The organism is Neorhizobium sp. T6_25, assembly GCF_002968555.1.
GTDB lineage: Bacteria > Pseudomonadota > Alphaproteobacteria > Rhizobiales > Rhizobiaceae > Neorhizobium.
On sequence record NZ_PVBL01000034.1, the window covers coordinates 47,848 to 62,682 of the forward strand.

15 protein-coding genes and 2 pseudogenes are annotated in these 14,835 nt (G+C 57.9%); 5 read left to right on the forward strand and 12 right to left on the reverse strand.

Going from position 1 to position 14,835, the window contains the following annotated elements; translation table 11 throughout:
• The first annotated feature begins 122 nt into the window (after positions 1–122).
• Positions 123–1,124 carry an SDR family oxidoreductase gene (locus C5L10_RS30045; protein WP_105432670.1) on the forward strand — a complete coding sequence of 334 codons (1,002 nt, stop codon included), beginning with the start codon at positions 123–125 and terminating at the stop codon, positions 1,122–1,124.
• Positions 1,125–2,048: 924 nt separating this feature from the next.
• Here the strand turns inward: C5L10_RS30045 and C5L10_RS30050 are convergent.
• The 6 genes from C5L10_RS30050 to C5L10_RS30075 all read right to left on the reverse strand — a co-directional run bounded on the left by C5L10_RS30050 (position 2,049) and on the right by C5L10_RS30075 (position 7,736).
• On the reverse strand, positions 2,049–2,237 hold the full coding sequence (locus C5L10_RS30050; protein WP_105432671.1) for a hypothetical protein: 189 nt from the start codon (positions 2,235–2,237) through the stop codon (positions 2,049–2,051).
• A 734-nt stretch (positions 2,238–2,971) separates the two neighbouring features.
• Entirely contained in the window at positions 2,972–4,645 is a 1,674-nt protein-coding gene (locus C5L10_RS30055; RefSeq protein WP_105432672.1) for an FAD-dependent oxidoreductase, read from the reverse strand.
• 54 nt (positions 4,646–4,699) lie between these two features.
• On the reverse strand, positions 4,700–5,005 hold the full coding sequence (locus C5L10_RS30060) for a UBP-type zinc finger domain-containing protein (RefSeq protein ID WP_105432673.1): 306 nt from the start codon (positions 5,003–5,005) through the stop codon (positions 4,700–4,702).
• Positions 5,006–5,031: 26 nt separating this feature from the next.
• Positions 5,032–5,403: a response regulator transcription factor gene (locus C5L10_RS30065; RefSeq protein WP_105432674.1), complete on the reverse strand. Its 372-nt coding sequence runs from the start codon at positions 5,401–5,403 to the stop codon at positions 5,032–5,034.
• A 91-nt stretch (positions 5,404–5,494) separates the two neighbouring features.
• Positions 5,495–6,136 carry a response regulator transcription factor gene (locus C5L10_RS30070; RefSeq protein WP_105432675.1) on the reverse strand — a complete coding sequence of 214 codons (642 nt, stop codon included), beginning with the start codon at positions 6,134–6,136 and terminating at the stop codon, positions 5,495–5,497.
• Complete coding sequence (locus C5L10_RS30075) at positions 6,129–7,736, reverse strand: ATP-binding protein (protein WP_105432676.1); 1,608 nt, start codon at positions 7,734–7,736, stop codon at positions 6,129–6,131. Before C5L10_RS30075 ends, C5L10_RS30070 begins: the two co-directional genes overlap by 8 nt.
• Before the next feature lie 337 nt (positions 7,737–8,073).
• On the opposite strand from C5L10_RS30075, the gene C5L10_RS30080 reads away from it, so the two are divergent.
• Together C5L10_RS30080 and C5L10_RS30085 are read left to right on the forward strand one after the other, a co-directional pair.
• The gene (locus tag C5L10_RS30080; RefSeq protein ID WP_105432677.1) at positions 8,074–8,592 is read left to right on the forward strand and encodes a Dps family protein; all 519 of its coding nucleotides are present in this window, start codon (positions 8,074–8,076) and stop codon (positions 8,590–8,592) included.
• Positions 8,593–8,622: 30 nt separating this feature from the next.
• The gene (locus C5L10_RS30085; RefSeq protein ID WP_105432678.1) at positions 8,623–9,594 is read left to right on the forward strand and encodes an alpha/beta fold hydrolase; all 972 of its coding nucleotides are present in this window, start codon (positions 8,623–8,625) and stop codon (positions 9,592–9,594) included.
• Between the two features lie 315 nt (positions 9,595–9,909).
• Here the strand turns inward: C5L10_RS30085 and C5L10_RS35120 are convergent, their stop codons facing one another.
• Positions 9,910–10,230 carry an EAL domain-containing protein gene (locus tag C5L10_RS35120; protein WP_105432679.1) on the reverse strand — a complete coding sequence of 107 codons (321 nt, stop codon included), beginning with the start codon at positions 10,228–10,230 and terminating at the stop codon, positions 9,910–9,912.
• A 71-nt stretch (positions 10,231–10,301) separates the two neighbouring features.
• Positions 10,302–11,009: a Crp/Fnr family transcriptional regulator gene (locus C5L10_RS30095; RefSeq protein WP_105432680.1), complete on the reverse strand. Its 708-nt coding sequence runs from the start codon at positions 11,007–11,009 to the stop codon at positions 10,302–10,304.
• Positions 11,010–11,376: 367 nt separating this feature from the next.
• Here C5L10_RS30095 and C5L10_RS30100 point away from each other — a divergent pair, with 367 nt between their 5' ends.
• Both C5L10_RS30100 and C5L10_RS30105 read left to right on the forward strand, forming a co-directional pair.
• Positions 11,377–11,649 (forward strand): hypothetical protein, encoded by a 273-nt coding sequence (locus C5L10_RS30100; protein WP_105432681.1) that lies wholly within the window; start codon positions 11,377–11,379, stop codon positions 11,647–11,649.
• Between the two features lie 130 nt (positions 11,650–11,779).
• Positions 11,780–12,505, forward strand: a complete 726-nt coding sequence (locus tag C5L10_RS30105; protein WP_105432682.1) for a Crp/Fnr family transcriptional regulator — start codon at positions 11,780–11,782, stop codon at positions 12,503–12,505.
• A gap of 461 nt (positions 12,506–12,966) precedes the next feature.
• Here C5L10_RS30105 and C5L10_RS34005 read toward each other — a convergent pair whose 3' ends face one another.
• The 4 genes and pseudogenes from C5L10_RS34005 to C5L10_RS34200 form a co-directional block, all read right to left on the reverse strand.
• Entirely contained in the window at positions 12,967–13,119 is a 153-nt protein-coding gene (locus C5L10_RS34005; RefSeq protein WP_172717265.1) for a hypothetical protein, read from the reverse strand.
• 107 nt (positions 13,120–13,226) lie between these two features.
• On the reverse strand, positions 13,227–13,463 hold the full coding sequence (locus C5L10_RS30110; RefSeq protein WP_105432683.1) for a hypothetical protein: 237 nt from the start codon (positions 13,461–13,463) through the stop codon (positions 13,227–13,229).
• Positions 13,464–13,545: 82 nt separating this feature from the next.
• Positions 13,546–13,779, reverse strand: a pseudogene (locus C5L10_RS35125) (hypothetical protein); the annotation flags it as partial.
• Between the two features lie 747 nt (positions 13,780–14,526).
• Positions 14,527–14,835: pseudogene (locus tag C5L10_RS34200) on the reverse strand (hypothetical protein); the annotation flags it as partial.

Below are 14,835 nucleotides of genomic sequence, written 5' to 3' on the forward strand. Positions count from 1 at the left end.
GTACCGGGCCTGGAACTTGCTCATCCCGTGCGTGTTCGTGGGCTATCTCGATCCTGAACTTGGGGCGAGTCAGTCTGCAACTTCATACACCGCAGATAGCTCGCCCTCCCACGGAGAAACGAATGCCGATCGACCTTAAAGATGCAGTCATTGTCATTACCGGTGCGTCCAGCGGGATCGGCCAAGCCACGGCCGAGGCTTTCGCAGATCAGGGCAGCAGGCTCGTGCTCGCCGCTCGTAACGCAGATGCGCTGGGAAAGGTTGCGGCGGAGTGCCGTCGACGCGGTGGTGAGGCTTTAACGGTGGTGACCGATGTGACGGATGCGTCGGCAGTAAAAGCTCTCGCCGAAAAGGCGGAGACGCTCGGGAGGATCGACGTCTGGATCAGCAATGCCGGGGTGGGCGCGGTCGGGCGCTTCGAAGAGACGCCGATCGAGGCGCATGAACAAATCATCAGGACCAACCTGATCGGTCACATCAACGACGCCCATGCCGTCATGCCGATCTTCCTGCGACAGCGAAAAGGCGTATTCATCAACATGATCTCGCTTGGCGGGTTCGCCGCGGCGCCCTTTGCCACCGCCTACAGCGCCAGCAAGTTCGGCCTTCGCGGTTTTTCCGAAGCCTTGCGAGCAGAGCTCGCCGACAAGCCGGATATCCATGTCTGCGACATCTATCCCGCTTTCGTCGATGCGCCCGGCATTAAGCATGGCGCCAACTACGTCAATCGTGAAGTATCAGCTCCGCCTCCTTTGCTGGATGCCCGCCAGGTCGCGGCCGCCATCGTGTTTGTCGCCCATCATCCCCGGCCCACCACCACCGTCGGAATGGTCGCCAATGCAACGCGGCTAGCGCATCTCCTGGCACCAAACCTGGTAGCGCGAGCGCTTGGCCGCTTCATGAGCATGTACTTCCGGCGCGCGGCAACGGTTCGGGGCAGCAATGGAAACCTCTATGAAGCATCGATCGATTCCGCCCATATTGATGGTGGACTGTCATCACGGCTGAGTAAGTCGCGGCCGCTTGTGCTAGGGCTTTTTGCTCTTGGGATGATGGCCGTGGGTGCCGCAGTCGCGCGTCAACAACAAGCACATGTGTGGCCGCGGCTCCATCCACGAAGATAGGAGATTACCGGCCTTGCCGTACGCGGATAGGAATAAGGACGCATGGCACCGAACTTAGCGGCAGCTACCTTCCTCCTGTCTTCACTCAACCGCATCCACGGCTTCGGATCGATCAACACCGAGCTTGATCTAATCCTCCACTCGAGGCGACGAATACAGTGGTCACCGCCGCGAAGATATTGAGCGGCATGCCGATCAGATCGCCTTTGGACCTTTTCGAAGCTGCCACAATGCAAGTTAGTGATGACATAGGGTTGCAGTCTGGGAACCTTGATCTTCGACCGCGGTTCGCGCAGGTCAAAGGAGATCATGCTGATGGCTGGAAGGCTCGACGGTAAAGTCCCTATCACCACAGGCGCGGGCGCCGGTATCATCGGGAGCACTACTGTCTCCATCTTATCGTGACCAAAACTGCCGAGCAGCGCCCGCGTTCAGGCAAAAGGAGACGGCGTTAAGCATCAGCTTTGAGGAAGCGATCTATCACTGCCAAGAGTCGAAATATAATCCTTGGCCGGCCTGGAACTGGCGAGGTGGCCATCTGTTAGCGCTTTGGCAGAGCAGGGCCGGGATCAACGCGCCATCGCTGTCCTCGCACCATCTTTAAAAAGGCACCATGTCTTCATCCAAGCACGCCGCACGCTCCGGCCTTACGAGGCGCACCCTCATGACTGGCACCATTCCGGCCACCACGGCCATTCCCTTCGCAGGAGTCCCCGAACGTCAGGCGCAGGGGCACTCAAACGAGTAGGATGTAGCACCAGTAGGTGGGAGTGACGATGCACGATCATCTCCTGAGCAGACGGATAGGGACCGCGACGAGGCTGTTGCAAAGGCTGATCGTGCCATCCGTTTGCGTGCGAAGCACGAAAAGACGGAAACCGAAAGATCGACCGACGCCGGCGGGCTTCGCAAGCTTTAGCGGAGCTAGCGTAGGTTGAGTTCCTTACGGACGTTCATCAGAAGCTCCTGCTCGGTGGCCATCGGCCCTAAAAGCTTGAGAAGCTGCGACTGCTCTTTTACATGGAGGCGGTGGCGCCGGGCGAAATCGACGACGCATCTCACCTTCTTCGAATTCGGAATTTTGAACTTGGTCGCTGGTTCGGAGAAAGTCATTGCTCGCACCTTTTGCTATGCTGATTGATGTCGCCCATTTTGCGTGTGTCAAACGGCTGACGTGGGCGGACACACAGAAGGCGATCGCTTTTTGGTCGAGCGGCGCCTCAGGGTTCGGTATGAACGGAAGATACGTTGTCGGAGCCTTTCGAAAGACCTCGTTTGGCCGCTGTCGCAACAAATGCCAAGCGGCACGCCGTAACGTCTCAGTTACCGTCTCGGTCATTCATCCTGGCATCAGCGCCCGGAACAATCCGGCCGCTGATGAGCCAACAGGATGACTGAAACTTTAGATGCACCAATGTACCGCAAACGGCTCTTTTTTGGAATGTCTATTGCGGCTCTGTGCGAAACCGGACGCTTTGTGGCAGGGTTGCCGTGCGCTTCGCCGATAGGACATCACACCCTCGAAACGGCAATCTATGGCGATCATGCACGGAGACACTTCGTCGTACTACACGCGGTAGCGTCAGGCCCTGTACGACGATCGTGACGTATCGCCTCCAACAGCCCACAACGTTCGCCGCTCCGGCGTCAGTCCCGGCGGAACCCGTCGCCAGGGCAAGGAGAGCGGCGAAGATGACGACAGCCAGCCAATCGTTCAACAAGGAATAGACGCGATATCCGTCGTGAGCTCCGCTGGCACCTTCACGGCTAGCTAGCACGTGAGAGAATGACAAATGACCCGCTGGCATCTTCAGCGGGTCGTTTGGAATGGAGCAATGTCGGATGCTTCAGTGCGAGGTCTTCATCAGGCTGAGCGCCGCGTGGATCTGCGAGACAACTGCGGCACCTTCTCCAACTGCGGCCGCCACCCGCTTGGTCGATCCGGCCCTGACATCGCCGATGGCGAAGACATTCGGTAGGCTGGTTTCCAGCGGCAGTGGCTTGCGGGAAAAGCTGCAAAGCGCATCGAACGATTGGCCCGTAACGATAAAGCCATTCTCATTGGTATGAACGCGGTCGCTGATCCAACCTGCATTGGGATCGGCTCCGATAAAGAGGAAAAGGTGATGAAGTGACAGCTGTTGGTCGCTTCCATCCAGCCGGTTGCGCAAGGTGGCGGATTTCAGGCCGCCCGTAGGACCGCCTTCGATCGCGCCCACTTCGCAATGCATGTGCAGTTCAACATTGGGCAAAGCCTTGATGCGGTCGATCAGATATTGCGACATCGTCTCCGTGAGCGCGCGCCGGACGACGAGATGCAGTATCTTGACCTGAGGTGCGAGAAAAGCGATGGCCTGGCCGGCCGAATTGCCGCCACCGACCAGGGCGATTTCTTCGCCCGCGCAGAGTTTCGCTTCTATTGGAGAAGCCCAATAGGAGATACCATTGCCCTCGAAGCTTTCGATGTTGGCGATATCCGGGCGCCGGTAGTGCGCACCGGAGGCAATGACGACCGTTCGCGCAGTCACGGCCTTTCCGCCTGCCAGCTCCAGCGTCAGCACACCGGCGTCGCGTTCGGGCGCGATCAGACTATCGACCGCCACGGGCAATACCATTTCAGCGCCGAATTTAAGTGCCTGGTTATAGGCGCGACCCGCCAGTGCCTGGCCGGATATGCCGGTCGGGAAGCCGAGATAGTTTTCGATGCGTGAGGAAGCGCCTGCCTGTCCTCCCACCGAACGTTCGTCGATGACGATGACGTCAAGCCCTTCGGAGGCGGCATATACGGCGGTGGCCAGGCCCGCCGGTCCGGCGCCGACAACGGCAACGTCATAAAGCTTGCCGGGCGTGAGTTCAGGCGTCATTCCAAGGCATGCTGCGGCTTCCGCGTCGGTCGGGTTCTTCAGCACCGTTCCATTAGGGCAAACCATCAGCGGCAACTCGGATGCGAGGATGCCCAAGCGTTCGATCAGAGCACTGCCTTCGCCTTCACTGGCAGAATCGAGCACGATATAGGGAAAGGCACTGCGGGCGAGAAACGCTTGGAGGCGTGACAGCGCTGCATTGCCGGCAGCCCCGATGAGAACGGAACCTGCGCCAGAATCGATCAGACCAACACGGCGCAGGATAAAGGCGCGCATGATAATCTCGCCGACATCCGCCGAACCGATCACCAGGGCGCGAATATGGGCTGCATCGAACGCAACGGCGGTGCAGCCATCGGCGCCGGCTCGTGCACCGGCCAGTGTCGGACGGCCGGAAAGCTGATTGACTTCACCAGACAGCTGACCGACACCATGGGTGGTTATCGGTGCCTCATGCGACAGGCCCTCATGGCGAAAGACATCCATCGACCCTTCCAGCACCAGCCAGGCCGGTGCTGCGTGATCGCCGACTTTGTAGATGGATTCGTGAGCTTCGAAATGCCGCGGCTCGCCACTGGCAAAACGTTTGGCCGTCTCGACCTGACGAGGGTTCAGCTCCGGAAACATCTGGTGTTGCCTTGCGCTGAGATCCGCCATCGATTTTTCCCCTGGCTTGATACGTGCCTAAATCGGTTGCCGTTTTGAGATGGTCTAGTAATAGCGCGGTATGGGGCCACGCTGCGGGGTCTGGTCCGGCAGTGCGACCATGGTCTCGTCAATGAAACACCATCCCCATCCTTCCGGCGGATCGTAACCCTCGATGATCGGATGGCGCGTGGCATGGAAATGTGCGGTGGCGTGACGACCGGGGGATTGGTCGCAGCACCCGACATGGCCGCACTCGCGGCATAGCCTGAGATGAAACCACGCCTGGCCTGTTTCAAGGCACTCCTCGCAGCCCAGCGTCATGGGGCGGACCGAGCGGATCGTCGATGTGTGAGAACAGTCGTTCGACATGGATTTATGCTCCGTGTTCGCGTGAATCAGTGCTTCAGCGCCTGTTCGAGACACTGGACCAATTGGTTAAAGTTCACCGGCTTGCCGAGAAAGGCAAAAGCGCCGCCGTTCATCGCCGTTGCCCTTGTTTTGTTGTCGCTATAGGACGTCATGAAGATCATTGGGGGCTTCAGCGTATTTTGTTCGTTCAGCAAAGCCTGCAGCTCGATTCCCGTGAGACCGGGCATTTTGACATCCACGAGCATGCAATCGATCGAGGCGCGATCCTCAGCAGCAAGATACTCTTCGGCGGACGTGAACAGCCGACTTTGGTAGCCGCAAGATAAAATGAGATCGTCAAGCGCTTCGCGGATCGACCGATCATCGTCGACGATGGCTATGACTGGTGTTTTGTACAATTTCTCTTGCCTTGCCGTGTTGGATCAACAACCCGTATATGCTCCTTCGAGACCGTTCCTTGTACCATACAAGGGTCTAGGTTTTTGCCACTCACAGACCAAGCAGCTCGGCTTTGCGGACCAGATCTGCGACCGAGCGGACCTCCATCTTGCGCATCACATTGCCGCGGTGGAGTTTGACCGTGATTTCGCTGATGCCAAGGCTGAAAGCGATCTGCTTGTTCATCAGTCCCTTGACGACAGCCGCCATGACCTCGTGTTCGCGACGGGTCAATGTCTTGGCCAGTTCCGTAACGGCCCCATTGGCCGCAGACTGTTGGCGCAGGTCCCGGTCTTTCTGGAAAGCTAAGGCGACCGCATCTAGGATATCCTGATCCCGGAACGGTTTGCTAAGAAAATCCACCGCGCCGGCTTTCATCGCCCGCACGGTCATCGGAATGTCGCCATGGCCGGTCATGAAGACGATCGGCATCTGGTTGCCAACCTTTTCCAGATGAAGCTGGAAGTCGAGACCATTGGCGCCCGGCAGTCTTACGTCGAGTAAAATGCAGCCCGGCCGCCTGAGATCGGCCTTGTCCAGCAGCTCTTGAGCGCTTTCAAATGCCTGTGCTTCCGTTCGGACAGACAGGAAAAGATCGACCAGAGCCTCGCGGATCGAGGGATCGTCGTCAACGACATAGACTACGGGGGTTTCACCGCTCTGGCCTTTGAGAGACATTCTGGCATCATTCATGGGCAGCCTCGATCGGTACGATCATTTCGAACAAAGCGCCGCCTTCGGCGTGATTGCCGGCGGTCAATGTGCTTCCGCGGGCCTCGAGCATACTACGGCAAATGGCAAGTCCCATACCAAGGCCGGTTTCCTTAGTGGTACAAAATGGTTTGAACAGGTTTTGGAGGTTTTCGGGGCTAAGGCCAGGGCCGCTGTCGCGGACCTTGACACTGACGCTCTGGTTTTCTGCCAGTTCGATTGTCACCGATATTCTTCGATGGTCCTCTGGCGATGCCGCCATGGCCTGGACAGCGTTGGTGATGAGGTTGATCAGCACCTGCTGCAGTTCTATCCGGACAGCGTTGACGGTGGGCACGTTGTTTGCGGGCGCTATTTCAACCATGACCCCGTTTCTGAGCAACTCGCTCTCCATCAACGTTTGCGTCTCGCTAACGAGATCGGTTAGTGACACTGGCTCAAGGACCGGGGTGCGCTCGCTCAGCAAAGACCTGGTGCTTTGAATGATGTCGCTGGCGCGCTGGCTGTCGCGGACGATCCGCTCAGCCGATCGGGACACAGCCGCCAAATCCGGCGGGTCGCGATCAAGCCAGCGCTGCAATGTTTGCGCATTGACGACAAGCGCGCCGAGCGGCTGGTTGAGTTCATGTGCAAGCGATGCAGAAAGTGCGCCCACAGTTGCTGCTCGTGATGCGAGCGCGAACTCCGCTTGGGCTTCGAACAGTGCTTTCTGCGCCATCTCCCGTTCTGTGATATCGAACATGCCGACGATGACACGGTTGAAGTTCGCGACATCTTCTGGAAAGCCGACCGTCAGCAACACAAACCTGGTTGTGCCGTCACTGGTGATGATGGAGCCTTTGCCTTCGAAGGAATCCTCTTTATTGAATATTGCCACCATCAACTCAAGAAAAGTTGCGTCGTCCTGCGCGATATAGCCGCGCATCGAGCTGATGTTCCCCGCATCGACGTGGCCGAGCAGTTCAAGTGCGGCTGCGTTCGCGGCGACGGTAGGGATGCGAGCGATGCAATCTGCGACGAAAGCGGGATTGTCTCGAGCGTGAACCCGCAGATCGGAGACGCCGTTTTCACGAAGTTTCATCAACAATGCGCGGATTTGAGAGTAGTCGCGCTCCCAGAGGGCGACGCGGCTTTGTTCGAAAATCGTTCGATAACGTTCCTCGCTGCTCTGCAAGTCGGCATTGAATTTAACCAAAGCAAGACGCGCACGCTGGTTCCGAATGATCAGGAGGCAGGTGATGACCATGGCGGCAACGGCCACAGTCAGGCGAAGTGCTGCGGCAATGTCGCCTTGCATGCCATGGCCTGCGACATAGGAGAGCGCCGAAAGGCCGATGCAGACGCCCGCCAGGAGCAGCGTCCCTTTTTCCGTCAGCGTTTCCGCCGACAGAAGTAGCGTGATGACATAGAGTGTGGCAAGCGCGCTTTGGATGTCCGTGAAGGTGTCGAGATAGAAGAGCGTTGCCGCAAGCAGAAAAGCGAAAGAGACAACCCCTATCTCATAGGGTGACAACTGTTGTTTCGGATTTACAAGATCAAATAAGCGCAATGCAATTTTCCAGATAGATGCCAATTGCGCCATCAAGCCATCCCGGCCAGAAAAACGCAATCCAAAATCGGCTATTCCGCTGTAAACTCAATCTCATAAAGGCAATAACGGGAAGGCCATTCCCGCGCGGCCGGGATGGCCTTATCGGACTGCGAATCCGAAGGTTCGGGAGAGGGTACGCGACCTTCCAGGGCATGGAGCCCAGCGCGTCTTCCTAAGAGGGCCGAAGCCCCCCGGAGCCTAACTTCAGCGAGAGAGATGCGAAACTATACCAAGGTGTGGGTTCAACTAGCCAAGCATAGGATAGTGCAGAGTCGCTGCCCGATCTAAAAAATTCCCATCACTTCGCACAACCCCAATGGAGACCATCATGGACCGCGTGCTCGCTGAAAAACATCGCAAGTCGGCTCTCGCAACACCCACAACGCTTAGTGCCAACGGGACCGCCGATATCTCTGGCGCGTTGACAGCGCTGCTGGCCGATGTCTTCGTGCTGTACCTCAAGACCAAGAATTTTCATTGGCACATGAGCGGCCCGCATTTCCGCGATTACCACCTGATGCTTGACGAACAGGGCGAGCAAATCTTCGCGATGACGGACGACATTGCCGAGCGGTCCCGCAAGATTGGCGGCACGACGATCCGGTCGATCGGTCATATCTCCAAAACTAAGCGTCTTCTCGACAATGATGCCGATTTCGTCACCCCTGCCGACATGCTGTCCGAACTCCGCGAAGACAACCTGACGCTGGTTTCGTTGATGAAGCAGGCCCACAATCTCTGTGATGAACATGGCGATATCGCGACCGCCAGCCTAATCGAAAACTGGGTAGATGAAGCCGAGCGCCGCGCCTGGTTCCTATTCGAAAGCACCCGCGGCGCCGAGTAAGGCTTAGCGGTCAATTCGAAAGAGCATCCGATGACCCATGACTTTTCGATGTCGCGCCGGCAGGTTTTGCTGACCGGCACCACGATCTCCCTGGCTCTGGCCATGCCGGCCCTGGCTTCTGAAAAGAAAAACTCCCGTAACCCGAAAGGAATCGAACCAATGACTACCAGTTTCGTGACGACCAAGGACGGCGTTGAAATCTTCTTCAAGGACTGGGGTCCAAAAGACGCCCAGCCGATCGTATTCCACCATGGCTGGCCGCTGTCGTCTGACGATTGGGATTCTCAGATGCTATTCTTCGTCAGCAACGGCTATCGCGTCGTGGCGCATGACCGCCGTGGCCACGGCCGCTCCTCTCAGGTGAGCGACGGTCACGATATGGATCACTACGCCGCAGACGCGGCGGCCGTCGCCGAGCATCTCGATCTACGCAACGCTGTTCATATCGGTCACTCGACGGGTGGCGGCGAGGTTGCACGTTATGTCGCAAAATACGGTCAGCCGCAGGGACGTGTTGCCAAGGCGGTTCTTGTCAGCGCGGTACCGCCGCTGATGCTGAAGACCGAGACCAATCCCGGCGGCGTGCCGATGGAGGTCTTCGACGGCATTCGCAAGGGTGTTGCCGAGAACCGGGCGCAGCTGTTCATCGACTTCCCCGCCGGTCCGTTCTACGGATTCAACCGTCCCGACGCCAAGGTCTATCCGGGTGTCATCCAGAATTGGTGGAGGCAGGGCATGATGGGCAGCGCCAAGGCTCATTACGATGGGATCAGCGCCTTCTCCGAAACCGACCAGACGGAAGACTTAAGGGTGATCACCGTTCCGACCCTCGTCATGCATGGCGACGACGACCAAGTCGTGCCGATCGACAACGCTGGCAAGCGGTCCGTGAAGCTGGTGAAGGACGGTACGTTGAAGGTCTACAAGGGCTATCCGCATGGAATGCTGACGACCCATGCCGACGTGCTCAATCCGGATCTACTGGCCTTCATCAAGGCTTGAGCACCTAGACTTGCCATTATGTATGGCGGCGAACAAGCCGCCATACTTGGAGGTTGCTTGGCATAAGCCGTCAGAAGCTAAAAAGCCTGCCTGCCGGCGAGACGCCACCCACAGGTGACCGCGTCGAACTGCATCCAAAGATCCGGCGGCCTAGTGCAGGCGGGACGGCGCCACCATTGCAAGAGCTTCTTTCAGTTCGGCAACAATCTGCTCGTAGTCGGTGATCAGCTGACAGTGCCCTGGTCTACTCTGCCTGGCCTTCATATCGTTGATGACGTCGCTGAACGGCGAGCCCCACAGTTTTCTCGGCAAACGCTACGCTGCCCTTAGCCAGGGCAGTTCTGCGGTGAGTGCGAGTAGATCACCAGGCGAAAGTGGTTTGCCAAAGAAATATCCTTGCCCGTCCTCGCAACCCAGTGAAGCCAACATCTGCCACTCGGTCCGATTTTCGATGCCCTCAGCCACGAGAGAAAGCCCGAGGCCCTTCGCGAGGGACACGATCAATTGTACGATAGCCGGTGATTGCGGCCGGTGATCAAATCTGCCGCTGCCGCGGCGAACAGGCCAGCGAGATCGTTTAGGTCGGTGAGCGGCAGCCGCCAGCGGAAACCATCCGCTGCCCTTTTTGGTCTCAATCCATTCGCTGCTCTCGCAGAGCTAACGAGCGAGACCGTCAGAAAGAAAGGGAAACGTGGGAAGGATGGTCACTAGCTCGAAAACAGCCGGCGGTACTCCGCTTCTGGGACCCCATAGGCCTCCCCGGCGAATTGCTCAAGGCCCGATCGGTCGCGAACCTGTATGCGGGCTCGATCGGCTTTGATAAGGCGCTCCCCCTCCAGCACATGAAGAGCGTCCGTCACGCTCGGTCGCCGCACACCTAGCATCAACGCCAGGAAATCATGTGTCAGCGCAAGCTCGTCCCCCAACCTGTCGTGACACATCAGAAGCCAGCGCGCGAGCCGTTCGTTCACATTATACCGCCCGTCCGCCAGCGCCGTCGCTGCAATCTGCACCATGAAGACGTGCGCGTAGCGGAGTAGCTGTTTGCGGAGGGCGGGATAACCGTCCATCACCTTCTCAAGGTCAGCGGCATTGATCCGCATAGCAGGCCCGCCGACCTGCATGAAGCTGCGGTGAGGTGTTCTGTCGGTTCCAAGAACGACAGGGAGGCCGGACATGCCTTCTACCCCAATACAGCCAACTTCGATGCGGTTCGAGCTCCCGTTGACGGCGATCTCGGAGGAGAGGCCCCCTTCGAAAAAGTAGACATGTTCGATCGTCTGGAACGGCTCAAAGAGCACATCATTTTGCTGCAGCGTAACACGTTCAAGGCCGGGCAAGATGAGCCCTAACACCTCTTGTGGAAGCCGTGAAAGCAAGCCGTTTTTCGGCCTGGATTGCGGAGCCGTGTTCAAGGGATACCTCCAAGCTTTTGTCTGCCCTCCAACGCGCTCCCGACGAATTGGTTCGGCAGGTGGGGTCGGAACGCGTGCGGCGGTTGTATTCTCAACAGTGAGGCCCGTAGTCGTACTCAATTTGGAGAAATTGATAGCCTGGGCGCTTCAGAAGAGCCCCGGCCGCGAAAGCCCGCGGTTCAGGAAATGACGCGGGCCTTCCCCTTCCAACGGATGGGTGCGAATGCAACGCGTTAACCGAGCTTGACCCCAAGCCTTCTTTAGAACGTCATTATATGCTACAAGGGTTCATCATCCGCCATCGATCACAGGCGCGGATGGCTGAGAGATCACGTTTCGCTCTTGCCTGGACAGGAGCGACAGCCATATGGCCCGGTACTTCTTCAATCTCCATGATAGTGTCAACTTGCCTGATACTGTCGGCTCGGAGCACCCCGACATTCAGAGTGCCCGCAGTGAGGCGATCGAGACCATCGCCGAACGATTGAAGGGTTCTATGCTGACCGAGACCGACGTTTCGGCCTGGATCATGAACGTCACGGATGAGGATGGCTTCACTGTCATCGTTCTTTCCTTTTCGGCCGCCGTTCAGATCATCGATCACGTAAGCCTGGCCACAGCCAGGGCCGCCGCATCTTAAGATTGTCAGAAACGTACAAACGGCCCGCGGCTCTTGGCCGGACAAGGCATTCTGGCGCATACACTTGTTATTGCTGACACTTCGCCACCGGTCGGCATGAGGTCGGGCTCTATCCCGCTGAGGCTGGGCTATGTTCGACTTTTCGCAGTCAGGAATTCGAAATCTTCTCCTTCGCGCTCTTCCTCCTGAAGCGTTCGAAATGCTGCAACCCCACATGCGGCCGGTTGAGCTTCCCTTGAAGTTCGAGATGGTCACGCCCGAGGTGCCGACAGAAGTGGTTTACTTCCTGGAGCGAGGGCTGGCGTCGCTGGTGGCGACAAACTCGGACGATGAGTCGGTGGAAGTTGGGCATATCGGGCATGATGGCATGGCAGGCGCGCACGTGCTTCTCAAGGTGAACCAGACCCCGAACAGGACATTCATTCAGGTTGAGGGAAGCGGAATTTCAGTTCCGGTATCTGCGCTTCTATCAGCAGTCGAACAGGTTCCCTCTGCGAACGACGTGCTCCTCAGATATGTCCATTGCTGCGAATTGCAGCTCGCGCACTCAGCTCTCGCCAATGCCCGTTACACCATGCCTGAGCGTTTGGCACGCTGGATCCTGATGTGCCACGACCGTTTGCAAAACGACGACCTGCCGCTCACCCACGAGTTCCTCGGGCTTATGCTCGGGGTACGCCGCTCCGGCGTCACGGACCAAACACACTTCCTTGAAGGTATCCACGCGATCAAGGCAACCCGCGGCAACATCAAGGTCGTGGATCGGTCAAAGCTGGAGGACCTCGCTGGCGGATCATATGGCGTTCCAGAGCAGGAATACGAAAAGCATATAGGGCTCCCGATCCGGCGGTCCTGACCCCGGATGCGCCCACTATCGAAGCATGGCGGACGCGCAGGTCAACCCGCCGTCCTCACGCGGCGTCTGCACGGTTATCCATCGCTGCTGAGCGCCCCCGCTCCGTTCCAGCCTACTCCAGACATGTCCCGCAGCTTGGCCCACTTCGGCGGGCCTTTTTGTGGGGCCGTTACTCCAGCGTCCGTTTCAGCGTCGTCAGAAGGCCGTTCAACTCTGCGTTCGTGGCATCCGCCAGAGGTCGTCCGCGCCTTGATAATTGCGACGACCAGCACCTCGGTCTCATAAGGATAAGGGTAGGCAAGCTACAAGAGCCCAATGGTCCACGCTCGGGTGACCAGAAGCAGAAAACTGAGAAAGAGTTTTTACCATGCAGCGGACATGCGGCACCTGATAGGCAAATCAACCTCGGTCGGCCCTTAGTCCCGCCTCGCTAAATTCGGATGGTGGGGCTTCTAAAAAGGTCAGGCAGTGCCTTCCGGCGCCAATTCACCCAGCAGCGCATCGTTGATGTCTCTCAAGCTCTGCTGGAGTTCGCGGATCGCGGCGGTTAGGTCTGCTAGTTCTTCGTCGTCGGGTTTCTGCTTCTCGACATCATCAGTATCTCGGTCCTGCATCGGCGGTCTCCTGGACAGGATCTATGCCCGCCGAAACTTGCTCGGGGATGAGTTGCAGCAGAAGAATGGCCGGGTTCCCCCCGAGCCCCGACCACATATGCCGGCCGTCACTTGAACCGGACAACCGACTTGAGCGGTAGGGTGGCAACGACTTCGCCGCTCTCATTGGTAATTTCAAAGGTCTCGCCATCGACAATCTCGCCGTTGCAAACCTTCTCTCCCATGATCTCTCGAGCCCCTTTGACGGCCTCGTCATAGGCGAGATCTGCGGATGCAAACTCGGTGCCTTCAGGGTCTTTCTCAAGCACACCGTGTGTTCGGACGTGGAAGTAATACCGAGGCATGCTTTCCTCCGTTGACCTAGCAAGCCCAACTCCTAAGGAAGATGCTGTTCCCGGCGCAAAACCGCATGAGGCCGTGCGTTAGTTATACCTGACTGTCGGGCCTCCTTGGACCCTTAAAAACAGGTGCGATAACGTCGTGCAGGGCCTCTGCCGCGGCGACCTCGGCCAGAAGGAGGTCATTCGCACTGCAAATACGAAAGCTCCACAGCGTGAGCGGCTCTCCCATTTTGACGTACTCCGCTGCGAGTTCGCGGATGGTCTCGCGAGCTTCACCTTTGGCAGCCTCCAGATCGGGAAGCTCCACCCCCTCGTGATCGACTACATATTCCCGAAGGAAGTTGAGATGAAGAAATTACCTTTGCATCAGCCTCTCCTTGTTCGGCGCCAAGGCTCCAGAACTCGGGGCTGCAACGATAGTTTCCGTACGGTGACGGACGGTCGAAGGCGTCGGTACCGAAGCCAAAGGCGCGGGCGGTGTTTTTACGGAGCGGCGTCAGCCGGAGGATTCAACCTTTCAACTAGGTGGTCCTCACGCCGAACCCCAAGCTGAAAAAGACTGATTACATCGGTTGCGATGTCTGCAGCTCGGGCAGACGACTTGATGATGCCGCGTTGGTCGCAGATCTTCTCCAGGACCTGCTGGAGCATCTGCAAGTCTTCGGGCTCAAAAGCGCCGGCATTTTGATTGTCGGTTTGAAGCATCTGTCAAACTAGCACCTGGAGCATTCGCGATCCAGACGGTCAAAGGTCTGACGCAGTTGCAGTCCCTAAACCCTCAAATGGCTGGCGGAGGCCGCGTGCTTGCGAGAAAGACCAGTAATCCGGCGGCGACGAGGAGAAGAGCGCCAGATGTCATCAAGATCGGGGCGAGCGATATTTGCTCCGTAATGCACAGTCCATGGGAAGTGGCTTCTGTTTTCATCTCGGTCCGACTTCCTGCCAAGCTGGAGCAGAAATAGCGGAGAGGTCTCAAACGGCCAGCGCCTCAGCATTGTTTCGCGCGGAAATTTCGAGTGCGAAAGTATCGTTTATACGACGGGCAGTAGGGCCTTCCTTCCTAGGGTCATTCGAGCATGGACCGAATCCTTGCAAGGTCCGCGGAGGTTGCGGCGCGATTGACGATTGTCCGGCCCCGGTTATCGCGCATGACGTAGCGACCATCGGTAACAACCTCCTGCATGCCGTTACGATGGCGAACCTCAAGCGCGCTCCCCGCGGATGTAACAGCGTCGCGTGTTGACGGATTCGGTTCGCTCAGTGAGCTGCCGGTCGAAGTTTTACCCTTAGAGGCGCCGCTCGCACCACTGCTGTTGCCCTTGCCGCCGCCATTGTTACCGCTGCCGTTACCACCGCCGTTGCCGCCGCCGCCACC